We start from the raw sequence: 19,218 nt of genomic DNA, 5'->3' as shown, positions 1-19,218 counted from the left end.
CCTCATCCAGGCTGCATAGCCAGAAAATCCCCGTGTCCAACATCCGGGGTCAAGGCCCCAATCATGTCGCGAAGCGTAGTCAGCGTGCATTGATTCGGGTGAGCGTGTATCCCGCCAGCCGCACACCGACCCGAATCGGCGCACACCGATCGCCCACACCGATCGCCCCAAACCCCCCTACCGCACGAACGTCGCGGTGTAGTCGATGTTGTTCAGCACGTTGGAGTCCCTTGTCGCGGTGTTGATGCGGCCGATCACCAGTCCGAGGCCCAGTCGTGGCTGGGCTTCCAAAACGACCGTGTAGGTGACCGTCTGCTGCGGTGCCAGCGTCGGAATTGCGAACGTGACGGTGTTGCCCGCGACCTGCCCTCCTGCTGGATCGACGATGCGCGCGAACATCAGGTGCGACACCGTGACCGTCACGCCATTCGACGGCTGCGCACCGTTGTTGCGGACCGTGATCGTCGTTGGCACCGTCGACCCTCTCGGTGCGTTCTGCGCAGTTGCCACATCGATCGACACATCCGACGGCGCCTCACCCGGTTGCTGGCCGACATTGAGGACGGACAAGCTCAGCTGACCCGTACTCGGCCCGATTCCTGCCGCCGTGTCACCCGTGTACGCAGCCGTTATGACGTGCGCCCCGGACTTCAGCTTCGAGAAATCCGCCTTCACCAGAACGGCTTTGCCGTTCACCACCGGAACCGGCCCGCCCATCACGGCCCCGTCCGCAGCGAACTGCACCGTGCCCGCGGTGACCGGGCCCGTGGGATCGGTCGTGATCGTCGCAGTGAGGTCGAGCTGCTGGAAAAAGGCGACAGGGTTGCGGTTGGCGGTGACGGTCGTTGTGGACGACCGGGTGTAGACGTCGAGCTGTTGTTGCGCAGTCGATTCCAGGTAGACGTCGTTGCCGAGATAGCGCGCTTCGACGACCCCCGTGCCCGCGGCGAGTGGAGGTGACGTCGCGCTACCGTCGGCATCCAGCGGCACCGGCTCGCCCAGACTCGTCCCGTTCTGAGAAAATGCAATGGCACCAGTTGGTTTGGGTGCACCGGCCGCTCCGGTGACCGTCGCTCCGACCACAGCCCCTGCAAGAACAGGCGGCGGTGGCAGGGTCAGGCGAGTTTCGGTCCCGAGCTTGGCGACGTTGTGGTCCAGCGTCTTTGTGTTCGACGCGAACCGCGCGTCACCCGAGTAGGTGGCGGTGACGACGGTCGTGCCGAGCGGCAGATCGTCGACGAGAAGGCTTGTCGCCGATGCGGGGCCCGTTGCCGCGAGCGGCACCGGCTCACCGACCGGATTGCCGCCGATCTCGAATTGCACTGTGCCGGTTGGTCTGTCGGTCACACCGGAGTCTGGGACGACTATGGCCGAGAACGTCACAGGCTGGCCTGGATAGGACGGATTGTGGGACGACTCCAATGTCATCGTCTGACCGTCGGCGTCGACGAGCAAACCGACACTGCCGAAAACGGGAGCGAAGGTCTTGTTCGGATCGTCGCCGAGATAGGTCGCGAGGATGTGGTGAGTGCCAGGCAGTAGGTCGCTCACTGGTGGCAAAGTCACTGTGCCGGAGTTTAATTCGAGCGGACCGCCAACGTCGTTGCCGTCTATCTTGAACTGGACACGACCACCGGGTGTGCCGAACGACGGAGTTGTACCTTCCCGCTGCGATACCTTCGCGGTGAACGTCACCGGTTGTGCCGGCTGCGAAATGTAGTCGGTCGCATCGGTCGTCACTTCGATGCTGGTGGGCACCTCGACATCGTGCAGCCGGAACGTCGTCTCACCGATGAGATGCGCGGGATCGTCGGTGACCGTTGCGTTGACCACGAAGCCTTCCGGCAGCGACGCCTGCTCGGCAGCCGGCAATGCCTTGATCGTCGTCTCGGCGAATCCCTCCGAGTCGGTGTTCACCGAGATGCTGGACTCGCCGTTGGAGAATTTGGCCGCGGCACCCTGCGTCGACGGCAGTGTGAACGTGATCGACTTGTTCGCCTGCGGACCCTCGATCGCGTCGACGAATCGCACCCGAAGCGGTTGCGCGAACTGCTGATCGGAGTACGCACTCTGGCTGTTCCCCGAGATCAGCTCCACCCGACTGCGTTTGGCTGGAATCGGCACGACCAGGTCGACGTGGCCGTCGTTGCGACCATCTACGTTCGCGAAGTCGCCGGTAGGACCGCTGTAGTAGAACGGTGCTTGGCCTGACACGCTGCGAACGAAGGACTGACCGCCGCCGCCTCCGCCGCCACCGCCGTCGTCACCGTCGTTGGCGCCGTGACCTTTTCCGCCGCCGCGGTGTCCGCCACCGCCACCGCCACCTCCTCCGCCGGTGCTGCTGCCGGAGCCGTCGCCGCCCTTGGTTCCGCTCTCCTCACCGCCGAGACCGCCTGGGCCGCCACCGAAGCCGCCGCTCTTGCCGTCTTCGGGATCGATTCCTGCTGCTCCGCCGTCACCGCCGTCTGCGCTGAAACCGTTGCCGCCGCCACCGCCGCCGCCCCCACCGATCACCAAGTACTCCGAGCGTGCGTCGTGTGTCGAGGCGTCACAGTCGGCATCGGTCTGGCTCACCGATGTCGAACCGCCGCCGCCGGCACCGCTGTAGGAGGCCCCCGAGTCGGCGGTGCCGCGACCGCCGCCCCTGCCGTTGCCCCAACCGCCGCTGGCGCCACCGTAGTGACCGACTTCGATTTTCAGCTGTTTACGTTCGGTGACGGCAACGACGGCTTGGACGCCGCTGCCGGACCCGCCCGTGCTGACGTTGTCGTCGAAGTCGCGGCCGCCGCCGCCACCGGATCCGCCGAGTGCGTCGACGTAGAGCTCATTGACGCCGTCGCCGACGCAGTAGTACTGCGCTTCCTCGCCGCGGACCCCGAACGATTTGGTGCGAACGCCGTCTGCGGACGTCAGAAACAGAATGTAGCCGTCACCCGAGACGGACGCCGTCTGGATGTTCGAGTTGGTAAGTGCTTGCGCGGCAAAGGATGTGCCGCCACCGCCGCCCGCACCGCCTGCGCCCTTCGCGGCTTCGGGTCCGTGCACGATGGGGGTCGCGGGCGCCTGGGCACCACCGCAACCGCCGTGTTCGTAACCGCCGCCGCCGCCACCTCCACCGCCTCCGCCGCCTGTGGTGTCGAATGTCCCGCCGGCGCCGCCATCCTTCGGACCTGTGCAGCTCAGCCCGCTCGAGGTGTCGCCCGCGGGGTTGTTTTCACCGGCGCCGCCCTCGTACGGCGGAACGTCTTCATAGCTGAACGGACCGCTGCCATCGCCACCGTCGCCTCCTTGGCGTCGGGGTCCGCCGCCGCAGTAGAAGAACGTCGAATCCTTCACTGGCGAAACGGAATAGCAGTCGGGTGCGCTGCCGCCCGATCCGCCACCACCACCGGCAACTGCGATCGGTTCGCCGTTGAAGAGTACGGCCGAGGCGCCACCGCCACCGCCGCCGTCGTAACCGTTCGAGTACACGGTGCCGAAGTTGGTCACGTTCGCGATGGCGAGGCCCTTCGGACCGCCGGATGCGTAGGGGGAATACCCACCGTCGCTGGTGCCGCGGCAGCCGACCTGCACGTCGAACTCTTGTCCGGGTTGCACCCGCAGGCCGCCCGTCACCTGACCGCCGAGACCACCGATGCCGGCGTAGTTAGGGTCCGGCGTCTGGCCCTCGCCGCCGACCGCCTCGATGTAGAGACTGGTCGTCCCCTCGGGGACCTTGTATTTCTGATTGCCCGCGGTGCAGTGATAGGCGTGGATGGTGATCCCGGTTTCGGCGTCGAAGAACACCTCGGGTGCGATCTCGATCGGCGGGGGCGGTGCGGCAGCGGCCTGGGGCGGGTCGACCAGCACGGCGGCGGTTCCGGCGCCGACGAGGATCGCGCACGTGGACACCACCAGAAGACGATCGAGGAATCCACTCCTGGACATGGGAAAACTCCGTTTCGGCCCGCGTACCCCCGCGAGCAGAACGTTAGCCACGTCACAGCCCAAGTTTGCGTCCGACATGCGGGGGAGCGCCGGATTTAACCCGACTGTTCCTGAACGGCCGAAAGGCCCCCACCTACGCGAGGTGAGGGCCTTTCGTCTTGCTCGAAAGCGTCAGGAGACCTTCACGGGCTCCGAATCCTTGTCGAGATCGACATGTCCGCGAAGGTTCAACTTCTCACCTTCGACGTCGATGTTCGGCACGATTCGGTCGAGCCACTTCGGCATCCACCATGCTGCGTCACCGAGCAGCGCGAGCAGCGCGGGGATGATCAGCATGCGCACGACGAACGCGTCGAGCAGAACGCCGACTGCCAGTGCGAAGCCCATCGTCTTGGCGGTGGGATCGGATTCCAACATAAAGGCGCTGAACACCGAGATCATGATGATCGCCGCCGACGTCACGACGCGGGCGCCGTGGTGGTAGCCGGAAATCATCGCCTCCTTGGCAGGCTTGCCGTGGACGTATTCCTCGCGCATACGCGTCACGAGGAACACCTGGTAGTCCATTGCGAGACCGAACACCAGGCCGATCAACATGATCGGTAGGAAGCTCACGATCGGGTGTGGATCGGCGATCAGCCCGAACTTGCCTTCCTGGAAGATCAGCACTGTCGCACCGAAGGTTGCTGCCATCGACAGCAGGAATCCGAGTGCGCCGATCAGCGGAACCAAGATCGATCGGAACACCAGGATCAGCAGCAGGAATGCTGCACCTGCCACGATCGCGATGTAGGGAACGATCGATCCGAGCAGCACATCGTCGACATCGGCGAAGATGGCCGTCGTACCTGTGACGCCGTACTCCAACCCGTATTCGTCGGTCAGCGCGGATTCTGCGCCGCGGACCTCCTTGACCAGATCCTTGGTGTCCTGGTTGTTGGGGCCCGACTTCGGAACGCCGTCGAACGTGGCGCCCGCTCCGTCTTCGCTCTTGTTCGGCCCGATCACATAATCCATGTCGGAGTACGAGACGAGTTGCTGGCGGACAGCGTCGAGTGCTGCGTCACGCCGATCCGGTGCCACATCGGCCAGGTCGACCGCGATCTGCAGGACGCCGTTGCTGCCCTCGCCGAATCCGTCGGTCCGCAGTTCGTAGGCCTGGCGGACGGTGGTGTCGGTCGGTGCGCTCTCGTCGCCAGGGAGTCCGAGGTTGAGGTTCACCGCGGGCAGTGCGAGCAGACCGAGGAAGACGATGCCGAACGTCAACGCCACGGCAGGTGCCTTGCCGATCCACCGCGCTACACGCTGACCGTTGGTCACGACCGTGTCGTCCTCGGGATCGTGCTTGGCGACGAACGGCAGCTTCGGTTTGAACAGAGCCTTGCCGAAGGCTCCGAGCAACGCGGGCATCAAGGTGAGCGCCACCAGTACCGCGAACGCCGCCGCGATTGCGCCGCCGATTCCCATGAAGGTCAAGAACTTGACGCCGACGATGCTCAAGCCGCTCAGCGCGATGATGACGGTCAGACCGGCGAACACGACGGCCGATCCGGCGGTGCCGAGCGCACGACCTGCCGCTTCCTCAGGTGAGGAGGCAACCGTGAGCTCATGTTTGTATCTCGACACGATGAACAGCGCGTAGTCGATGGACAGGGCTATACCGATCATCGACGCGAGGAACGTCGTGAAGGTGGGAATCGAGATGATCGATGTTCCCGCCATGATCAGCATGGTTGCGGCACCCAAACCGACCACTGCGGTGATGAGCGGGATGAACGGTGCGACGAGGGCGCCGAAGGCGATGATCATGACGATCAGCGCGACACCCATACCCATCAGTTCGGCCGAACCGCCGGGTGCTGCGTTCTCCTGTGCGATCGAGCCGCTGAGCTCGACCGTGAGGCCGGCGTTGCGTGCGTCGTCTGCGATGTCGTACGCCTTCTCGCGGTCTTCAGGGGTGATGTCCTGGAATTTCGCGATCGTGAACTTCACGCCCAACGTGGCTACGGTGTCCGGCTTTTCGGTGTTGAGGACGTTGAGCGGTGCACCACTGCAGTCGGCTCTGAACTGTTCCGCCGAGCGATCTGCGGTGAGACACGTTGCGCCATCACTGGTTTCGAGCTTGCCGGCCGTGGTTATCGGGCTCTCGATCTGCTTCTCGTGATCGACGATGTCGAGGCCGTTGAGTTTCTCGACCAGTGCGTTGATTGTCGCTTCGTTGTTGGGGTCCGTCAGCTTCTGCCCATCGGGAGCGGCGATGACGTAGGTCCCCGTGACCGCATCGAAATCGAACGCGTCCGAGGCGCCGGGGAAGTGCTTGTCCAAGATCTCCGTTGCCCTCTCGGAGGGCAGGTTGGGCATGGTGAAGTCGTCTTCCATCGGCTGCGAAATCGCGGACGACAGGACGCCGAGGCCGATGAGCAACACCAGCCAGATGGGCAAGACAAGCCATTTTCGGCGGAACGCAAACTTCCCCCACCGATACAAGTAAACGGACACGATTTTCTCCTCGATGGCACGTGCGGATGTAGGGCACGAAATCGCACAGAGTCGAGCTCCCCCTCCGAAACTGCGTGCTCCTACCGTTCGGTAGGTACGCTACCTACCGCACGGCAGGTAGACAATCGAGTTTTCTGAGTCGAACCTGTGAGAATCGCAATAGGAAGCTGTCGACCAATGAAGGTCCGGGACACAAAGGGGTCCATCCGCACGACCGCGATACGTCTGATTGCGGCCAAGGGTTTCGATCAGACGAGCTTGCGTGAAGTCGCGGACGAAGTCGGCATAACCAAAGCGTCGTTGTACTACCACTACGCATCCAAGGCGGATCTGCTCGCCGAGATCGTCGCGCCGATCTTCGACGAGATGCGGCTCATTGCAGTAGATCTGGAGGAAACGCCCTATGGCGCGCAGGCTGTCGAGGAGCTGTTGGGCCGCTACGTCGCCAGCCTGGTTCGGCAGCGTGACGTCGGCGTTCTTTTCGTCCGCGACGCCGTTGCCATCATCAATGCCGTCGGGGATCGGTTTCCCGAGTTGATGCAGATCAACGAGCGGATGCGCGAATGGCTCGCCGGACCGAACCCTTCGGTCGAGTTGCAACTTCGTGCGGCCGCCACGCTCGAAGTACTCGGTGTCGCGCTGACTGCCAACGAGCTGGTACCCGATGCGACGGTCGAGGACATCGAACGGGTGCTGTTGGGTGTCGCGTTGTCGGTTCTCAACGGCGCGCCCGCCTAAACTGACGCCACCTAGGAGCAGGGGAGGACTGTCGGCGTGCACATCACCGCGAGGGTGGACTACGCCGTGCGCACGTTGCTGGAGTTGGCGCACGCTCCGGAGAGCCCGACCAAGGCCGACGGACTCGCGCTCGCGCAATCGATCCCTTCCAAATTGCTCGAAACGATTCTCGCCGAGCTGCGCCGCAGCGGACTCGTAGCCAGTCGGCGTGGTCCCGACGGTGGGTATTGGCTCGCGCGGCCGGCAGCGGAGATCAGTATCGCTGACGTAATCCGCGCCGTCGAGGGTCCGCTTGCGTCGGTCCGCGGCGAGCGACCCGAAGATGTGCAGTACGCAGGGCGCGCCGAGCCGCTGCAGCGCGTGTGGATCGCGGTCCGCGTGAATCTGCGAGCGGTACTCGAGCGGGTGAGTATCGCCGATGTCGCGATGGACGAGCTGCCCGACTTCATTGCCCAGCTCACCGCGGACCCACAGGCATGGCAGCGCCGCGAGACCGTCAGTCCAAGCGTCGATCCGTAGGCGCGAGCGGGCCCGCCATGCGCGGACCTGCGAGTTTTCGTTCCATGCGGCCAAGTCCGGTGCGTAGCGGCTGGGCCAGGTATTCGCCGAGTACGACGCCTGCTGCCAGTGCCAAGCCGATGCCGATCGCGGTCATGATCGACGAAGTGTTGCCTCCCGGTTCGACACCGAGTTCGTAGAGTCCGCGATACAACGCGAGACCTGGGAGCAGGGGGGTAAGTCCCGATACGGCCACCACCAGCGGTGTCACCTTGATACGGCGCGCAATGACGCCGCCGCCGAGGCCGACGAGCGTGGCTGCGACCGCCGACGAGCCGACCGCACCCAGATCCGTGAGGTTCAACGCGCCGTACACGGCACCACCGATTCCGCCGGCAATGCCCGCAACCGCCATCGCTCGGATCGTCGAATACGACGCAAGTGCGAAGCAGGCGGCCGCTCCGATGCTGCCGAGGACGATGACCGGCAACTGCTGCGGCGTCGAGTCGACGACCTCCGGTAGCGGCGTCCGGGGCAAGCCGAGCAGTACGGCAGATTTCAGCGCGAGGACGACGCCCGCGATCAGGCCCGCGGTCATCAGCACGGTCTCCATCGTCCGACCGGCGGCAGTGACGTAGTAGCCCGTGATCGCGTCCTGCACCGCGGACACTGTCGAAAGTCCGGACAGCAGCACCGTGACCGCAGCGGCTACGACCAGCGTCGGTTTGTCGGTCGTCAGCAGACTGCTGCTCACAACGGCCATCGCTGTCAGCGTCGCGACCAGACCGCCGATGACCTGCTGGAAGAAGAACGGCAGCGCAAAGCTGTTGAGCAAACGACCTATCCGGTCGACCACCGCGCTGATCACCATCGCGACGATCGCGATGTCCCAACCACCGCCGAGGATCAAGGTGATGAACGCGGCAAGACCGCCCCAGGCGATTGTTGCGACCCAGCGCGGATACGGGTGACCGACCTCGGTGATTTTCTGCAACTCGATCTGTGCGGCGTCGGCACCGATGCTGCCTCGCACGATCTTCCGGATCAGCACCTCGGTCGCGGTGAGCCGGGTGTAGTCCAGGCTGCGGGACCTGACGACGCGTAATGCGGTGACGGGAGCCATCGTCGTTCCGCGATGGCAGGTGACGGTGATCGACGTGAAGATCACGTCGACCTCGCAGTGCGGCAATCCGAGTGCGGAGGTGAGCGCGAGGATTGTTGCCGTCACGTCCGAGGCACCCGCCCCGCTCGACATCTGGACTTCGCCGATTCTCAGGGAGAGGTCGAGCACGAAGTTGACCGTGGAGTCGTCGGGAAGTTGTGGGCCTATTACGTCGGTGGTGTCGGGGTCGGTCGGCGAGGGCGCCGTCGGGTGCCACGCGCGGCGGCGGAGCAGGTTCGTTCGTCGGACGCGATTGGAAGTAGTTCCGGTGTCGTCGACGGCCCGAGTGTCGAGCAGGTGCCAGCGATGACGCGAGTTGGTCGTCGCTACTCGTTTGTTGCTTTTCACGCTCTTACATCACCTCCACGTTCTGTTCAGGGTGCCTGGTTTCTAGTGACGGCGGACACATTCGGGCACGTCATGTAGTGGATCACACAAATATTGCACCGCTCTGCAAACTTGCACGATTCTGCAAGTTCCGTACAGTTAGTCGCATGACCAGTTCAACCGGACTTCGAGACCGCAAGAAGGCTGCGACCCGAGCAGCACTCAGTGCGGCCGCCGTCCGTCTTTCACGTCTGCATGGTCTCGACGCTGTGACCGCAGAAGCCATCGCCGCTGAAGCCGATGTATCCACCCGCACCTTCCACAACTACTTCCCTTCGAAAGAGGACGCAATCCTCTATCAAGCGGAGTCCTCGGTGCAGGAGTGGGTCGACGACCTCCGCGCGCGCCCTGTTCACGAGCCGATCTGGGATTCCCTCGAAGCTCTGGCGATCGCGTATGTCAGTGACGACAGCCGCGATCTCGAGGATTTGAGCGTCGTTTCTCGGCTCGTCGAGCAGTCACCTGCATTGATGGCCAGGACGGTGCAAATGCACAACACGGTGTCGCGGTTGTTCGGCGAAGCCATCGCCGAACGCACAGGCACCGACATCGACTCCGATCTTTATCCGAACCTGCTGCAGGTTGCAGTCGGGGGAGCGATGAAGACCGTGATCGAACTCTCCATATGTGAAAACGCCGGCGGCCGGACGCCGAAGCAACTGGTGTCCGAAGCATTCGCGCTCCTTCGCGCAGGGCTACCGCAGCCCACTCACAACTGACGACCGACAACTTTCACGAGGAGAATCGTGGCTACCTATCTGTATCGAATCGGTAAGTTCGCCTACCGAAGAAAAGGCGTAGTGCTCGCCGCCTGGCTGGCACTTCTCGTACTTGCCGGAGTCGGCGCGGCCACGCTGTCCGGGCCGACGAGCGAATCGTTCTCGATCCCGGGCACCGAGGCGCAAAAGGCCCAGGACCTGATGGCCGAGCGCTTCCCTGATCGCGCCGACGATCCGATGAACTCGCTGAGCGCGCGGTATGTGATCCAGGCTCCCGCAGGGCAGACGCTCGAGTCGCCGCAGAATCAAGCGGCGATGGACGCGATGATCGCCAAGGTCCGCGAGATTCCGGACGTAAAGGCTGGTGCCGAGCAGGTATCCAATCCTGTTGTTGCCGAGCAGAACATGACCCAGATGGCGCTCGATCAAGCGGCAAAGGACGGATCGTCGCCGGATCAGGCGCTCGCCAATGCCAAGGCAGTGTCGTCGCTGAGTCCCGACAAGACCGTCGGCTACTTCGAAGTTCCGTTCAACGGTGGCATGAGTGACGTCACGCCGGAACTGCGCCAAGAGATCGGTGACGCGGCCCAGATCGGCCGGGATGCCGGCCTCACCGTCGAGGTCAGTGGCAATGCCGCCACCGAGCAGACGATGCCGGGTGGAGCCGCCGAACTGGTCGGCATCGGCGTCGCAGCCGTTGTCTTGATGATCACGTTCGGTTCGCTCGTCGCCGCTGGTCTGCCCTTGATCACCGCGATCATCGGTATCGCCATCGGCAGCCTGGGCATCACCATCGCGACGGGGTTCATGGATCTCAGCTCGATGACGCCCACATTGGCGATCATGATCGGTCTCGCTGTCGCGATCGACTATTCGTTGTTCATCGTCAGCCGCTACAGACATGAGCTGGAGGAAACCGACGACCGCGCGGAAGCAGCAGGTAAAGCGGTCGGTACCGCCGGGTCGGCCGTGGTGTTCGCCGGCCTGACCGTCATCATCGCGTTGGTCGCTCTCCGCGTCGTCGGGATTCCGTTCCTGTCGGACATGGGTGCAGCTGCGGCATTCACCGTGCTGATTGCTGTACTGATCGCGCTGACGTTGCTGCCGGCCCTGCTTGGACTGTTCGGCCGCAAGGCGTTCGCCGGTGGGATTCCGTTCCTGAAGTCGCGTACAGGCGACGGCGATTCTGCGAAGCCGAACAGGGCTGTCCGCTACGCACGATTCGTGACGAAGGCTCCGGCGCTGACGCTGGGTGCTGGCATTCTGTTGCTCGGCTTGCTCGCGATCCCTGCGACCAACCTCGCGCTGTCGCTGCCGAACGAAGGCACTGCTGATCCGACGACGAGTGCACGTAAGGCCTACGACCTCGTCGGCGAGAGTTTCGGACCTGGCAAGAACGGTCCACTGCTGGTGGTCGTCGACGCCAAGGACGCGAGAGTCCCAGCAACGGATGCCTTCGCCGATGTCGTCCGGACCATCGAGGCGCAGTCGGATGTGTCGAACGCGCAGATCGTCGGCGTCAACCAGGCCGGCGACACAGCGCAGATTCTCGTCACGCCCGAAAGTTCACCGAGCAGCGACGCGACGAAGGACCTCGTCCAGAATCTTCGTGGCGCGGAATCGGAACTGCAGTCGAGCACGGGTGCGAGCTATGGCATCACGGGTCAGACCGCGTTGGAGAACGACATCTCGGACCGACTGCAGAGTGCGCTCATCCCGTATCTGGCAGTGGTCGTCGGCCTCGCGTTCGTACTGCTGATGCTGGTGTTCAGGTCGATCCTCGTACCGCTGACCGCCACGCTGGGCTTCTTGTTGAGCGTTGCCGCGACCTTCGGTGCGACGGTCGCCATCTTCCAGGAAGGCTGGCTCGGGCTGATCTCGAATCCGCAGCCGATCGTCAGCTTCATGCCCGTCTTCCTCATAGGCGTGGTGTTCGGTCTTGCCATGGACTACCAGGTGTTCCTGGTCAGCCGGATGCGTGAGGAATACATGAAGGGTGCGAGCGCCAAGGAGGCTGTGGTCGCCGGGTTCAATCACGGTGCCCGCGTTGTCACCGCTGCGGCGATCATCATGATGTCGGTTTTCGCGGCCTTCATGGCAGAACCCGATTCGTTCATCAAGGCAATGGGCTTCGCGCTTGCCGCGGCTGTCTTCTTCGACGCCTTCATCGTCCGGATGGTCATCATTCCGTCGGTCATGGCACTGCTCGGAGATGCGGCCTGGTGGCTGCCCAAGTGGCTCGATCGAATTCTGCCGAACGTCGATATCGAGGGGCAGAAGCTCGAGCTCGCTACTGCGGACGACCTGCGGAAGGATCTGCAGCCAGTCAGCTGAGTCCAGAAAATCGACGGGCCCATCGGTCGGATGCCGAAGCAAATGAGACCTTGCTTCCAATTCCGGCAGATGGGCCCGTTGTCGTTTGCGTTGGAAAGTTGTTCAATTCCGATAGTTGGATCGATTTCGCATCGTCGGGGTCTCCAAATGGGAAGTCAACGACCGGTGAAATGGGTCCGTTTCGGATTGTGTTGCGGCACTTGATGTTCCCGAGTGGCGCGGGATGTGCCAATATGTCGCCGCGTTCTCCTTGTCCTCTGATCCGCCCGCTCGGTCCATGCCGTGGGTGATCTCGACTAGGCGACGCGCCCAAATCACTTTTGGTGCGACACGCCGGATGCGTAATTTTTGCTGGACTCACACCGATGGAGTGGCTGTGAGCACCGTCATACTGCTAACGTTCCGCACCGGGCCGGGGAAGAAGGATGTGCCCTCATGGCTCTAAGACGCAGAACGCGTCGTGGTCTAGGCGCTGTTTCGATTCCGACCGGTCTGATCTTGGGTGGCTACACCGCCCTCGCAGGTTCGGTTGCTTCAGCAGCGCCCTTCACCTCCACAGTGACCGGTGGATCGACGGGCACCGTCACGCCTATTTTTACGACGGGAACGATCACCGGCTCGTCGACTGGCAGTTCCACTGTCGGCAGTGCAACAGGCGCGAGCACCACGGGTAGCACCCTCGGCTCGGCAACGGGCGCATCGTCCGGCATAACGTCCGGGACCGTCACCGGTGTCTCTTCCGGAAGCGTGACCGGCGCAACCACAGGTTTGACGACTGGCGCGACGACCGGATCGGTGACCTCGTCCACGACCGGTGCGGCGACCGGACTCACGACAGGCGACACAACGGGTGTGACGACCGGCGCGGTTACGGGTACGACAACTGGCGCGGTTACGGGTACGACAACTGGCGCGGCCACGGGCCTTGCGACAGGAGATACCACCACCGGTCTGCCGACCGGGACCGTCACAGGAACGACAACAGGCGCGGTCACGGGGATTACAACAGGTGACACAACGGGTTTGACGACTGGCTCGGTTACGGGGGCAACGACGGGTGTGACATCCGGCGCGGTGACCGGTGCAACCACAGGCGTGACGACGGGGTCGGTAACTGGCGCAACGACGGGAGTCACGTCCGGGACGATCACCGGGACGACAACCGGAGTGACCACCGAGGCGGCCACAGGTCTTTCTACGGGTTCGGTGACATCGTCGACTTCCGGCGGCTGGATCACGTCAGGTTTCACTACCGGCGCAGCAACGGGTAGCGCGACTGGAACTACTACCGGCACAACTACAGGTGGCGTGACCGGCACGACGACTGGCTCGACCACAGGCATAACTACTGCGGGTGCCACAGGTACTACGACGGGTGCGACAACAGGTGCCACGACTGCAGGTGCGACGGGCATAACAACGGGTGCGGCCACAGGCATCACCACAGGCAGCGTCACCGGAATTACCACGGGTGCAGCGAGTGGTTCCGCGACTGGCATTTCGACGGGTTCAACGTTGAGCGCAGCCACCGGCGTCACGAGCGGGTTCACATCGGGAAGCGTCACGGGCATACCGACGACAGGCACTACGGGCTTCACAACCGGAACGGTCACCGGAATCAGCACCGGCGGGGACGACGGGTTCGACCTCCAGCACTTCCATGAGCGCAGCGACGGGCGTGACGTCGGGCTTCACGACGGGCATCCCGACCACGGGTACAGCCACCGCTAGCGGTTCCGCGACGGGCATCACGTCGGCGACAGGCTCGGTCACGGGCATTACCTCCGGCACCGTCGCCAGCTCGGTCACCGGAATAACCACAGGCACGGGGATCACGACCGGCACGGGGATCACGACCGGCACGATTACTGGCACCGGAATTACGTCGGCGACAGGCTCAGCGGCCGGCATCACGACCGGCGCCGTGACTGGCATTCCGACTGCTACTGGGATTACTACCGGGACGATCACCGGCATTCCGACGGTGACGGGTGCGGTGACCGGGGGCCCGACGGTGACGGGCGCGGTAACCGGGATTACGACCGGCACGATCACCGGTGTTCCGACTGTGACAGGTATCCCGACCACAGGTTCGGTCACCGGAACGGTGACGGGAATTCCGACCTCGGGCGCCGTGACTGGCATTCCGACGGTGACGGGTATCCCGAGCTCGGGCACGGTGACGGGAACGGTGACCGGTGTTCCGACGACTGGTTCGGTGACTGGTATTACGACGGGAACGATTACCGGCATTCCGACTGTGACCGGCGTTCCGACGGTGACGGGTATTCCGACCACGGGCACGGTGACCGGGACGGTGACTGGTATTCCGACGGTGACGGGTATCCCGACCACGGGTATTCCGACAGTCACGGGAACGGTGACCGGTATCCCGACAGTGACTGGTATCCCGACCACGGGTATTCCGACGGTGACGGGCACGGTGACGGGCATCCCAACGGTGACGGGCATCCCGACGACGGGTATCCCGACCGTGACGGGCACGGTGACGGGTATCCCGACAGTGACCGGTATTCCGACGGTGACGGGTATCCCGACGACTGGCATTCCGACGGTGACGGGAACGGTGACTGGTATTCCGACGGTGACGGGCATCCCGACCACGGGCATTCCGACAGTGACGGGCACGGTGACCGGCATCCCAACGGTGACCGGTATCCCGACCACGGGTATCCCGACAGTGACCGGAACGGTCACGGGCATTCCGACAGTGACCGGTGTCCCGACCACGGGTATTCCGACCACGGGCATTCCGACAGTGACGGGAACGGTGACCGGTATTCCGACGACTGGCTTGCCGACGACTGGCTTGCCGACGACTGGCTTGCCGACGACGGGTCTGCCGACGACGGGTCTGCCGACAACAGGCTTCCCGACAACCGGGTTCCCGACGACCGGCACTCCGACTGGCGTGGCTACTGGGCCGACAACGGGTCTCCCCACGACAGGTCTGCCGACAACAGGCTTCCCGACAACGGGCTTCCCGACAACAGGCTTCCCGACAACCGGGTTCCCGACGACCGGCACTCCGACCGGCGTGGCTACCGGACCGACAACGGGCCTGCCGACGACGGGTCTGCCGACAACAGGTGCCCCGACCGGTCTGGCTACCGGACCGACAACGGGCTTCCCGACCGGCCCGACGGGTGTGACGGTTGGCGGTCCTACCGGGACGACGTTGGTAAGTGCTCCGACAGGCGGTGCGACCAGCTTCGGCCAGTCGACCGGTGTTCCGGAATTGGCTGGTCGAGTTCAGGCGGGCCCGGAGAACTTCGCCGGCTTCTTGCCGACGACGGGCGCGAAACTTGTTTCGCTGATGGTGATTTCCGGTTTGGCGATTGTCTTCGGAAGTCTGTTCATGGTGGTTGGACGACGCAAGTCGCAGGGTAAGCGGGTCTGAAACGTGGCTGAAGAGAAGAACATGCGGACGAATCTTGCGACTTTGCAGGAGCGGCTGGAGCGCACCGTTTTCGGTGAGGCAGTGATCAGCGCGATGGTGGTGACGGCAATACTCGTCGCAGTCGTGTGGGCGATGCCCGAGTCCACGATCCGTAGGGCTGTGCTTCCGCCGTTGGCGCCTATCGCGATAGGCGTTGGGCTGGATCAGAATTGGCGCGTGTTCGCGCCGGATCCGCCACGGCGTCTGGACACGATCGAGGTCCACGTGTTTATGCCTGACGGCTCGGATCGGGTGTGGACGTTGCCACACGGAGATCCGGTCATCGGGCAGTACTCGTGGTATCGCTGGCAGAAGTTGAAGGAGAACCTGCTGACGAACCTCCAGGTCACCGATCAGGCTGTGCAACTGTTGAATCCGGAGTTGTGGACCAATTTCGTGCACTGGGTTGCGAAGGAGATGGCTGGCTCGGAACAGCCGGCGCGTGCGCAGGTTCTGTTGCAGATGGAGGCTCTGATTCCTCCTGGGTCGACAGCGCCCCCGCAGATAGCTCAGCGCATCGTTTACGACGAGTTCTTCGAGGTCAAGCCATGACGACAACGACCAAATCCCGGTTCTCCTGGGTGTCCGCGGGCGTCGAGGCATGGCGGAAGTTCTGGTTCGAGCCGCAGTCGGCGGCGACTCTCGGCTTCATCCGCATCGCGTACGGCGTGCTGGCGATCGCGTGGACCGTGTCCCTGCTGCCGGACCTGCATGTCCTGTTCGGCGAATCGGGTGTGCAGCCAAAGGCAGCTCCCGGTGATTATCAGTGGAGTGTCCTCAACATCTGGTCGGGCGACATCGCTGTATGGGCCGTCTGGGGAACCTTGATGGTCGGATCGATTGCGCTGACGCTCGGTTGGCACAGTCGGTTCGCGGCCCTGCTTGTGTTCGTCTGCATGGTTTCCTTCCAACGTCGGGACATCTACGTGTTCAACTCCGGTGATGTGCTCGTTCGGATGGAAGCGCTGATGCTGGCACTCGCTCCGTGTGGTGCGGCATTGTCATTGGATCGACGACGAACCGCCGGCTCGTTCTGGTCGGCACAGTTGCGGGCGCCGTGGGTAATTCGTTTGATGCAGGTGCAGTTGTCGTTGATCTACTTGGTCACCGTGCACGGCAAGGTTGCAGGAACGACGTGGAACGACGGCACTGCTGTCGCGTACGCGCTGCAGTTGCGAGATTTGCAGAATTTCGCTGCGCCGGAATGGCTTTGGACGAGTCCGTTCTTCATGAACGTCGCAACCTGGGGCACGTTGCTCGTCGAGTTGGCGTTGGGTGTGTTCGTTTGGAACAGGCGTTTGCGTCCGTATGTGCTGATCGCTGGCGTCGTCATGCACCTGATGATCCTGACGAGTCTCGCTGTCGCCTTCTTCAGCTTTGCGATGTTCATTCTGTATCTGTCGTTCGTGTCACCGGAGACGGCTATGCGGTGGGCCGAAAACTTGAGTGGCCGTGCGCTTCGCGACCGTAGCCGCAAGGTGGTCGGCGTTCTGGGGCGAGAAGGTAAGGCCGCAGCCGAACCTGTTGCCGCGGTAGAGCCGAGTAGCACCGATGAGGCTGACGAGCCGGCGCGAAGTCGGCATCGTCGTGAACTAGCCGAGGCGGAATCGGCACGGCTGCAGGAGAAGTCGTCACGACGGTCACGCCGCCGGGCAAAGACGACCGATCCCGAGCCTGTGGATTACTACGCCGACGCACCAGAGGCATTTACGCCACCGGAAGCGATCGAGCCGAATCCGCCCGGTCAGCGGCGTTTCGACGCCTTCTCGAGGGACTGATTCGATTACCGAGTCGTACGTGCAGCCGCGATCGTCGCGGGAGCGCTGGTCTGACCACGGTCGTCTGGTGGCGAGGGGTCTAGGTCAGACCCTGCTCACGGTCGGCGTCGTTGTCCTGCTGTTCGCGGTGTACCAGGTGTGGTTCACGGGTGTGATGAACAGCTATCGGCAGTCGCAGTTGACGAACGCTCTGACCGAGCAGTGGGACAGTGGCGCCGATCCTCTCGCGGGGGATTCGGGTTCGCTTCCGACTCCGCCCATCGGTTCCGGCGTTGCGTTGATTCGAATCCCTGCGCTGGGCAGTGACTATGTGAAAGTGATCGTCGAAGGTACGACGCAGGACGCGTTGACCGATGGTCCTGGGCATTACGTTGGTAGTGCTCGTCCAGGTGAGGTCGGAAACTTCGCCGTTGCCGGGCATCGGGGCGGGTACGGCTCACCGTTCGACGATCTGGACAAACTCGTTGCCGGCGACGCGATCGTGATCGAGACGCGCTCCGACTATTTCGTCTATCGGGTCCTCGGTGATCGAGCGACGGGCGATCCAACGGTTCGCGATCAGGAGGGCCTGCCAGGTAGGGAGGTTGTCGACGCATCGCGGATCGATGTCGTCCTCCCCGTGCCATCGCGTCCGGGCGAGCTACCGACGAGGCGATTGCTCACTTTGACCACGTGCCAGGAAAGATACTTCACTCTCGATCGAATGATCATTCACGCTGAAATGGTCGGTGATCCGCGACCCAAGGCGAATGGATTGCCGGAAGAGTTGAGGTGATCGAATAATGTACGGATGGATTTGGCGAAAGTTGCCCGGAGGGACGTTCGCAAAACTGGTCGGTTGTCTGGTTTTGTTTGCGCTGACGGTTGCAGTACTGTTCCTGCTCGTATTTCCTGCAGTCGAACCGTTGCTGCCGTTCGATAATATAACTGTCAACAGTTGAGGCCGCCGACCTAAGTCATCGTGTCAGGCGAAGAATCCGCCCATCGTCGGCGTCAGAGCGCACGTTATTCCGTTGACGTATGACAATGAACCGTACAGCGTCCCGACGATTCGTCCGGTACCCGATTTGACGGTCTTGGACAATTGCGGCACATCGCCGATCACGTCGTCGAGCGTTTCGAGGCCGCCGATGTTGGTGTCGACGTTGAGCCACGCGAACTTGAGGTCCGAGTGCGCGGGCAGCACAGGAATGGTTGGCGTTGCGTAGACCTTGGCTTCGCCCACCGGAACTTCGGGCACGGCCGTCGGTCCGGGGTGAACCCATGCTCTCGTCATTGCGACGGGGGTGATTCCACCGCCGCAGCCGCCACCGAATGTAGGCGCTGCCTGCGGAAATGGCTGCGGGACATTCGTTGCAGGCGAGAACGATCCCGTGCTCGGACCTGCGAAGTGCAGTAGATCCTCGGCAATGGCAACCGCTTCCGGCGAATCGGCCGCTGCGATTGCCATGAGGTCGCCCGACGTCGGAGCCGCTGGTTCGGCTGAGGCGGCACCCGTGGTGGCGAACGTCAACGCTGCGATGGTCGCGACGAGTGCTGGTCCCCAGCTGCCGATGCGGTGTGTCCTCATTGTGCGCTCCTCCGGAAACGAGCAGGCCAACCCGCCCTCGTGCATGCCTGAATCGGAACTATCGAAAGACTGCACCACAGCCACCGGGCGCAGTCAACTCATTGTTCAACTATCGCGAAGATTACTGAAGACTTCGCGCGAGCCAA

General features: G+C 63.3%; 14 protein-coding genes. 8 read left to right on the top strand and 6 right to left on the bottom strand.

Features of this window, described 5'->3' with window-relative positions:
- Positions 1-177: 177 nt before the first annotated feature.
- Positions 178-3,927, bottom strand: a complete 3,750-nt coding sequence (locus ACHIRB_RS17030; protein ID WP_395125835.1) for an Ig-like domain repeat protein — start codon at positions 3,925-3,927, stop codon at positions 178-180.
- A gap of 171 nt (positions 3,928-4,098) precedes the next feature.
- On the bottom strand, positions 4,099-6,426 hold the full coding sequence (locus ACHIRB_RS17025; protein ID WP_395125834.1) for an MMPL family transporter: 2,328 nt from the start codon (positions 6,424-6,426) through the stop codon (positions 4,099-4,101).
- Positions 6,427-6,603: 177 nt separating this feature from the next.
- On the opposite strand from ACHIRB_RS17025, the gene ACHIRB_RS17020 reads away from it, so the two are divergent.
- Both ACHIRB_RS17020 and ACHIRB_RS17015 read left to right on the top strand, forming a co-directional pair.
- Positions 6,604-7,164, top strand: a complete 561-nt coding sequence (locus ACHIRB_RS17020) for a TetR/AcrR family transcriptional regulator (RefSeq protein WP_395125833.1) — start codon at positions 6,604-6,606, stop codon at positions 7,162-7,164.
- Between the two features lie 36 nt (positions 7,165-7,200).
- Positions 7,201-7,683, top strand: a complete 483-nt coding sequence (locus tag ACHIRB_RS17015) for an RrF2 family transcriptional regulator (protein ID WP_395125832.1) — start codon at positions 7,201-7,203, stop codon at positions 7,681-7,683.
- Here ACHIRB_RS17015 and ACHIRB_RS17010 read toward each other — a convergent pair.
- On the bottom strand, positions 7,661-9,172 hold the full coding sequence (locus tag ACHIRB_RS17010; RefSeq protein ID WP_395125831.1) for a threonine/serine exporter family protein: 1,512 nt from the start codon (positions 9,170-9,172) through the stop codon (positions 7,661-7,663). The two genes, ACHIRB_RS17015 and ACHIRB_RS17010, sit on opposite strands and share 23 nt — an antisense overlap.
- Positions 9,173-9,318: 146 nt before the next feature.
- Here ACHIRB_RS17010 and ACHIRB_RS17005 point away from each other — a divergent pair, with 146 nt between their 5' ends.
- Positions 9,319-9,930 (top strand): TetR family transcriptional regulator, encoded by a 612-nt coding sequence (locus ACHIRB_RS17005; RefSeq protein WP_395125830.1) that lies wholly within the window; start codon positions 9,319-9,321, stop codon positions 9,928-9,930.
- 27 nt (positions 9,931-9,957) lie between these two features.
- The gene (locus ACHIRB_RS17000) at positions 9,958-12,264 is read left to right on the top strand and encodes an MMPL family transporter (protein WP_395125829.1); all 2,307 of its coding nucleotides are present in this window, start codon (positions 9,958-9,960) and stop codon (positions 12,262-12,264) included.
- A 506-nt stretch (positions 12,265-12,770) separates the two neighbouring features.
- On the opposite strand, the gene ACHIRB_RS16995 is transcribed toward ACHIRB_RS17000, so the two are convergent.
- Entirely contained in the window at positions 12,771-13,862 is a 1,092-nt protein-coding gene (locus tag ACHIRB_RS16995; protein WP_395125828.1) for a hypothetical protein, read from the bottom strand.
- Entirely contained in the window at positions 13,774-15,186 is a 1,413-nt protein-coding gene (locus tag ACHIRB_RS16990; protein WP_395125827.1) for a hypothetical protein, read from the bottom strand. Before ACHIRB_RS16990 ends, ACHIRB_RS16995 begins: the two co-directional genes overlap by 89 nt.
- Before the next feature lie 10 nt (positions 15,187-15,196).
- Here ACHIRB_RS16990 and ACHIRB_RS16985 point away from each other — a divergent pair, with 10 nt between their 5' ends.
- From ACHIRB_RS16985 to ACHIRB_RS16970, 4 genes are all read left to right on the top strand, one after another.
- Entirely contained in the window at positions 15,197-15,685 is a 489-nt protein-coding gene (locus tag ACHIRB_RS16985) for an LPXTG cell wall anchor domain-containing protein (protein ID WP_395125826.1), read from the top strand.
- A 3-nt stretch (positions 15,686-15,688) separates the two neighbouring features.
- Positions 15,689-16,276, top strand: a complete 588-nt coding sequence (locus ACHIRB_RS16980; RefSeq protein ID WP_395125825.1) for a hypothetical protein — start codon at positions 15,689-15,691, stop codon at positions 16,274-16,276.
- Positions 16,273-17,502, top strand: a complete 1,230-nt coding sequence (locus ACHIRB_RS16975; protein ID WP_395125824.1) for an HTTM domain-containing protein — start codon at positions 16,273-16,275, stop codon at positions 17,500-17,502. Before ACHIRB_RS16980 ends, ACHIRB_RS16975 begins: the two co-directional genes overlap by 4 nt.
- 67 nt (positions 17,503-17,569) lie before the next feature.
- Positions 17,570-18,277 carry a class E sortase gene (locus ACHIRB_RS16970; RefSeq protein ID WP_395125823.1) on the top strand — a complete coding sequence of 236 codons (708 nt, stop codon included), beginning with the start codon at positions 17,570-17,572 and terminating at the stop codon, positions 18,275-18,277.
- 189 nt (positions 18,278-18,466) lie between these two features.
- Here ACHIRB_RS16970 and ACHIRB_RS16965 read toward each other — a convergent pair whose 3' ends face one another.
- Positions 18,467-19,072 (bottom strand): hypothetical protein, encoded by a 606-nt coding sequence (locus ACHIRB_RS16965; RefSeq protein WP_395112649.1) that lies wholly within the window; start codon positions 19,070-19,072, stop codon positions 18,467-18,469.
- Positions 19,073-19,218: the final 146 nt, after the last annotated feature.

Origin of the sequence: Antrihabitans spumae, from assembly GCF_043944905.1 — a bacterium.
Classification (GTDB): domain Bacteria; phylum Actinomycetota; class Actinomycetes; order Mycobacteriales; family Mycobacteriaceae; genus Antrihabitans; species Antrihabitans spumae.
The sequence above is the reverse complement of the archived record's forward strand: the minus strand, read 5'-3'. Positions and strand labels throughout refer to the sequence as shown.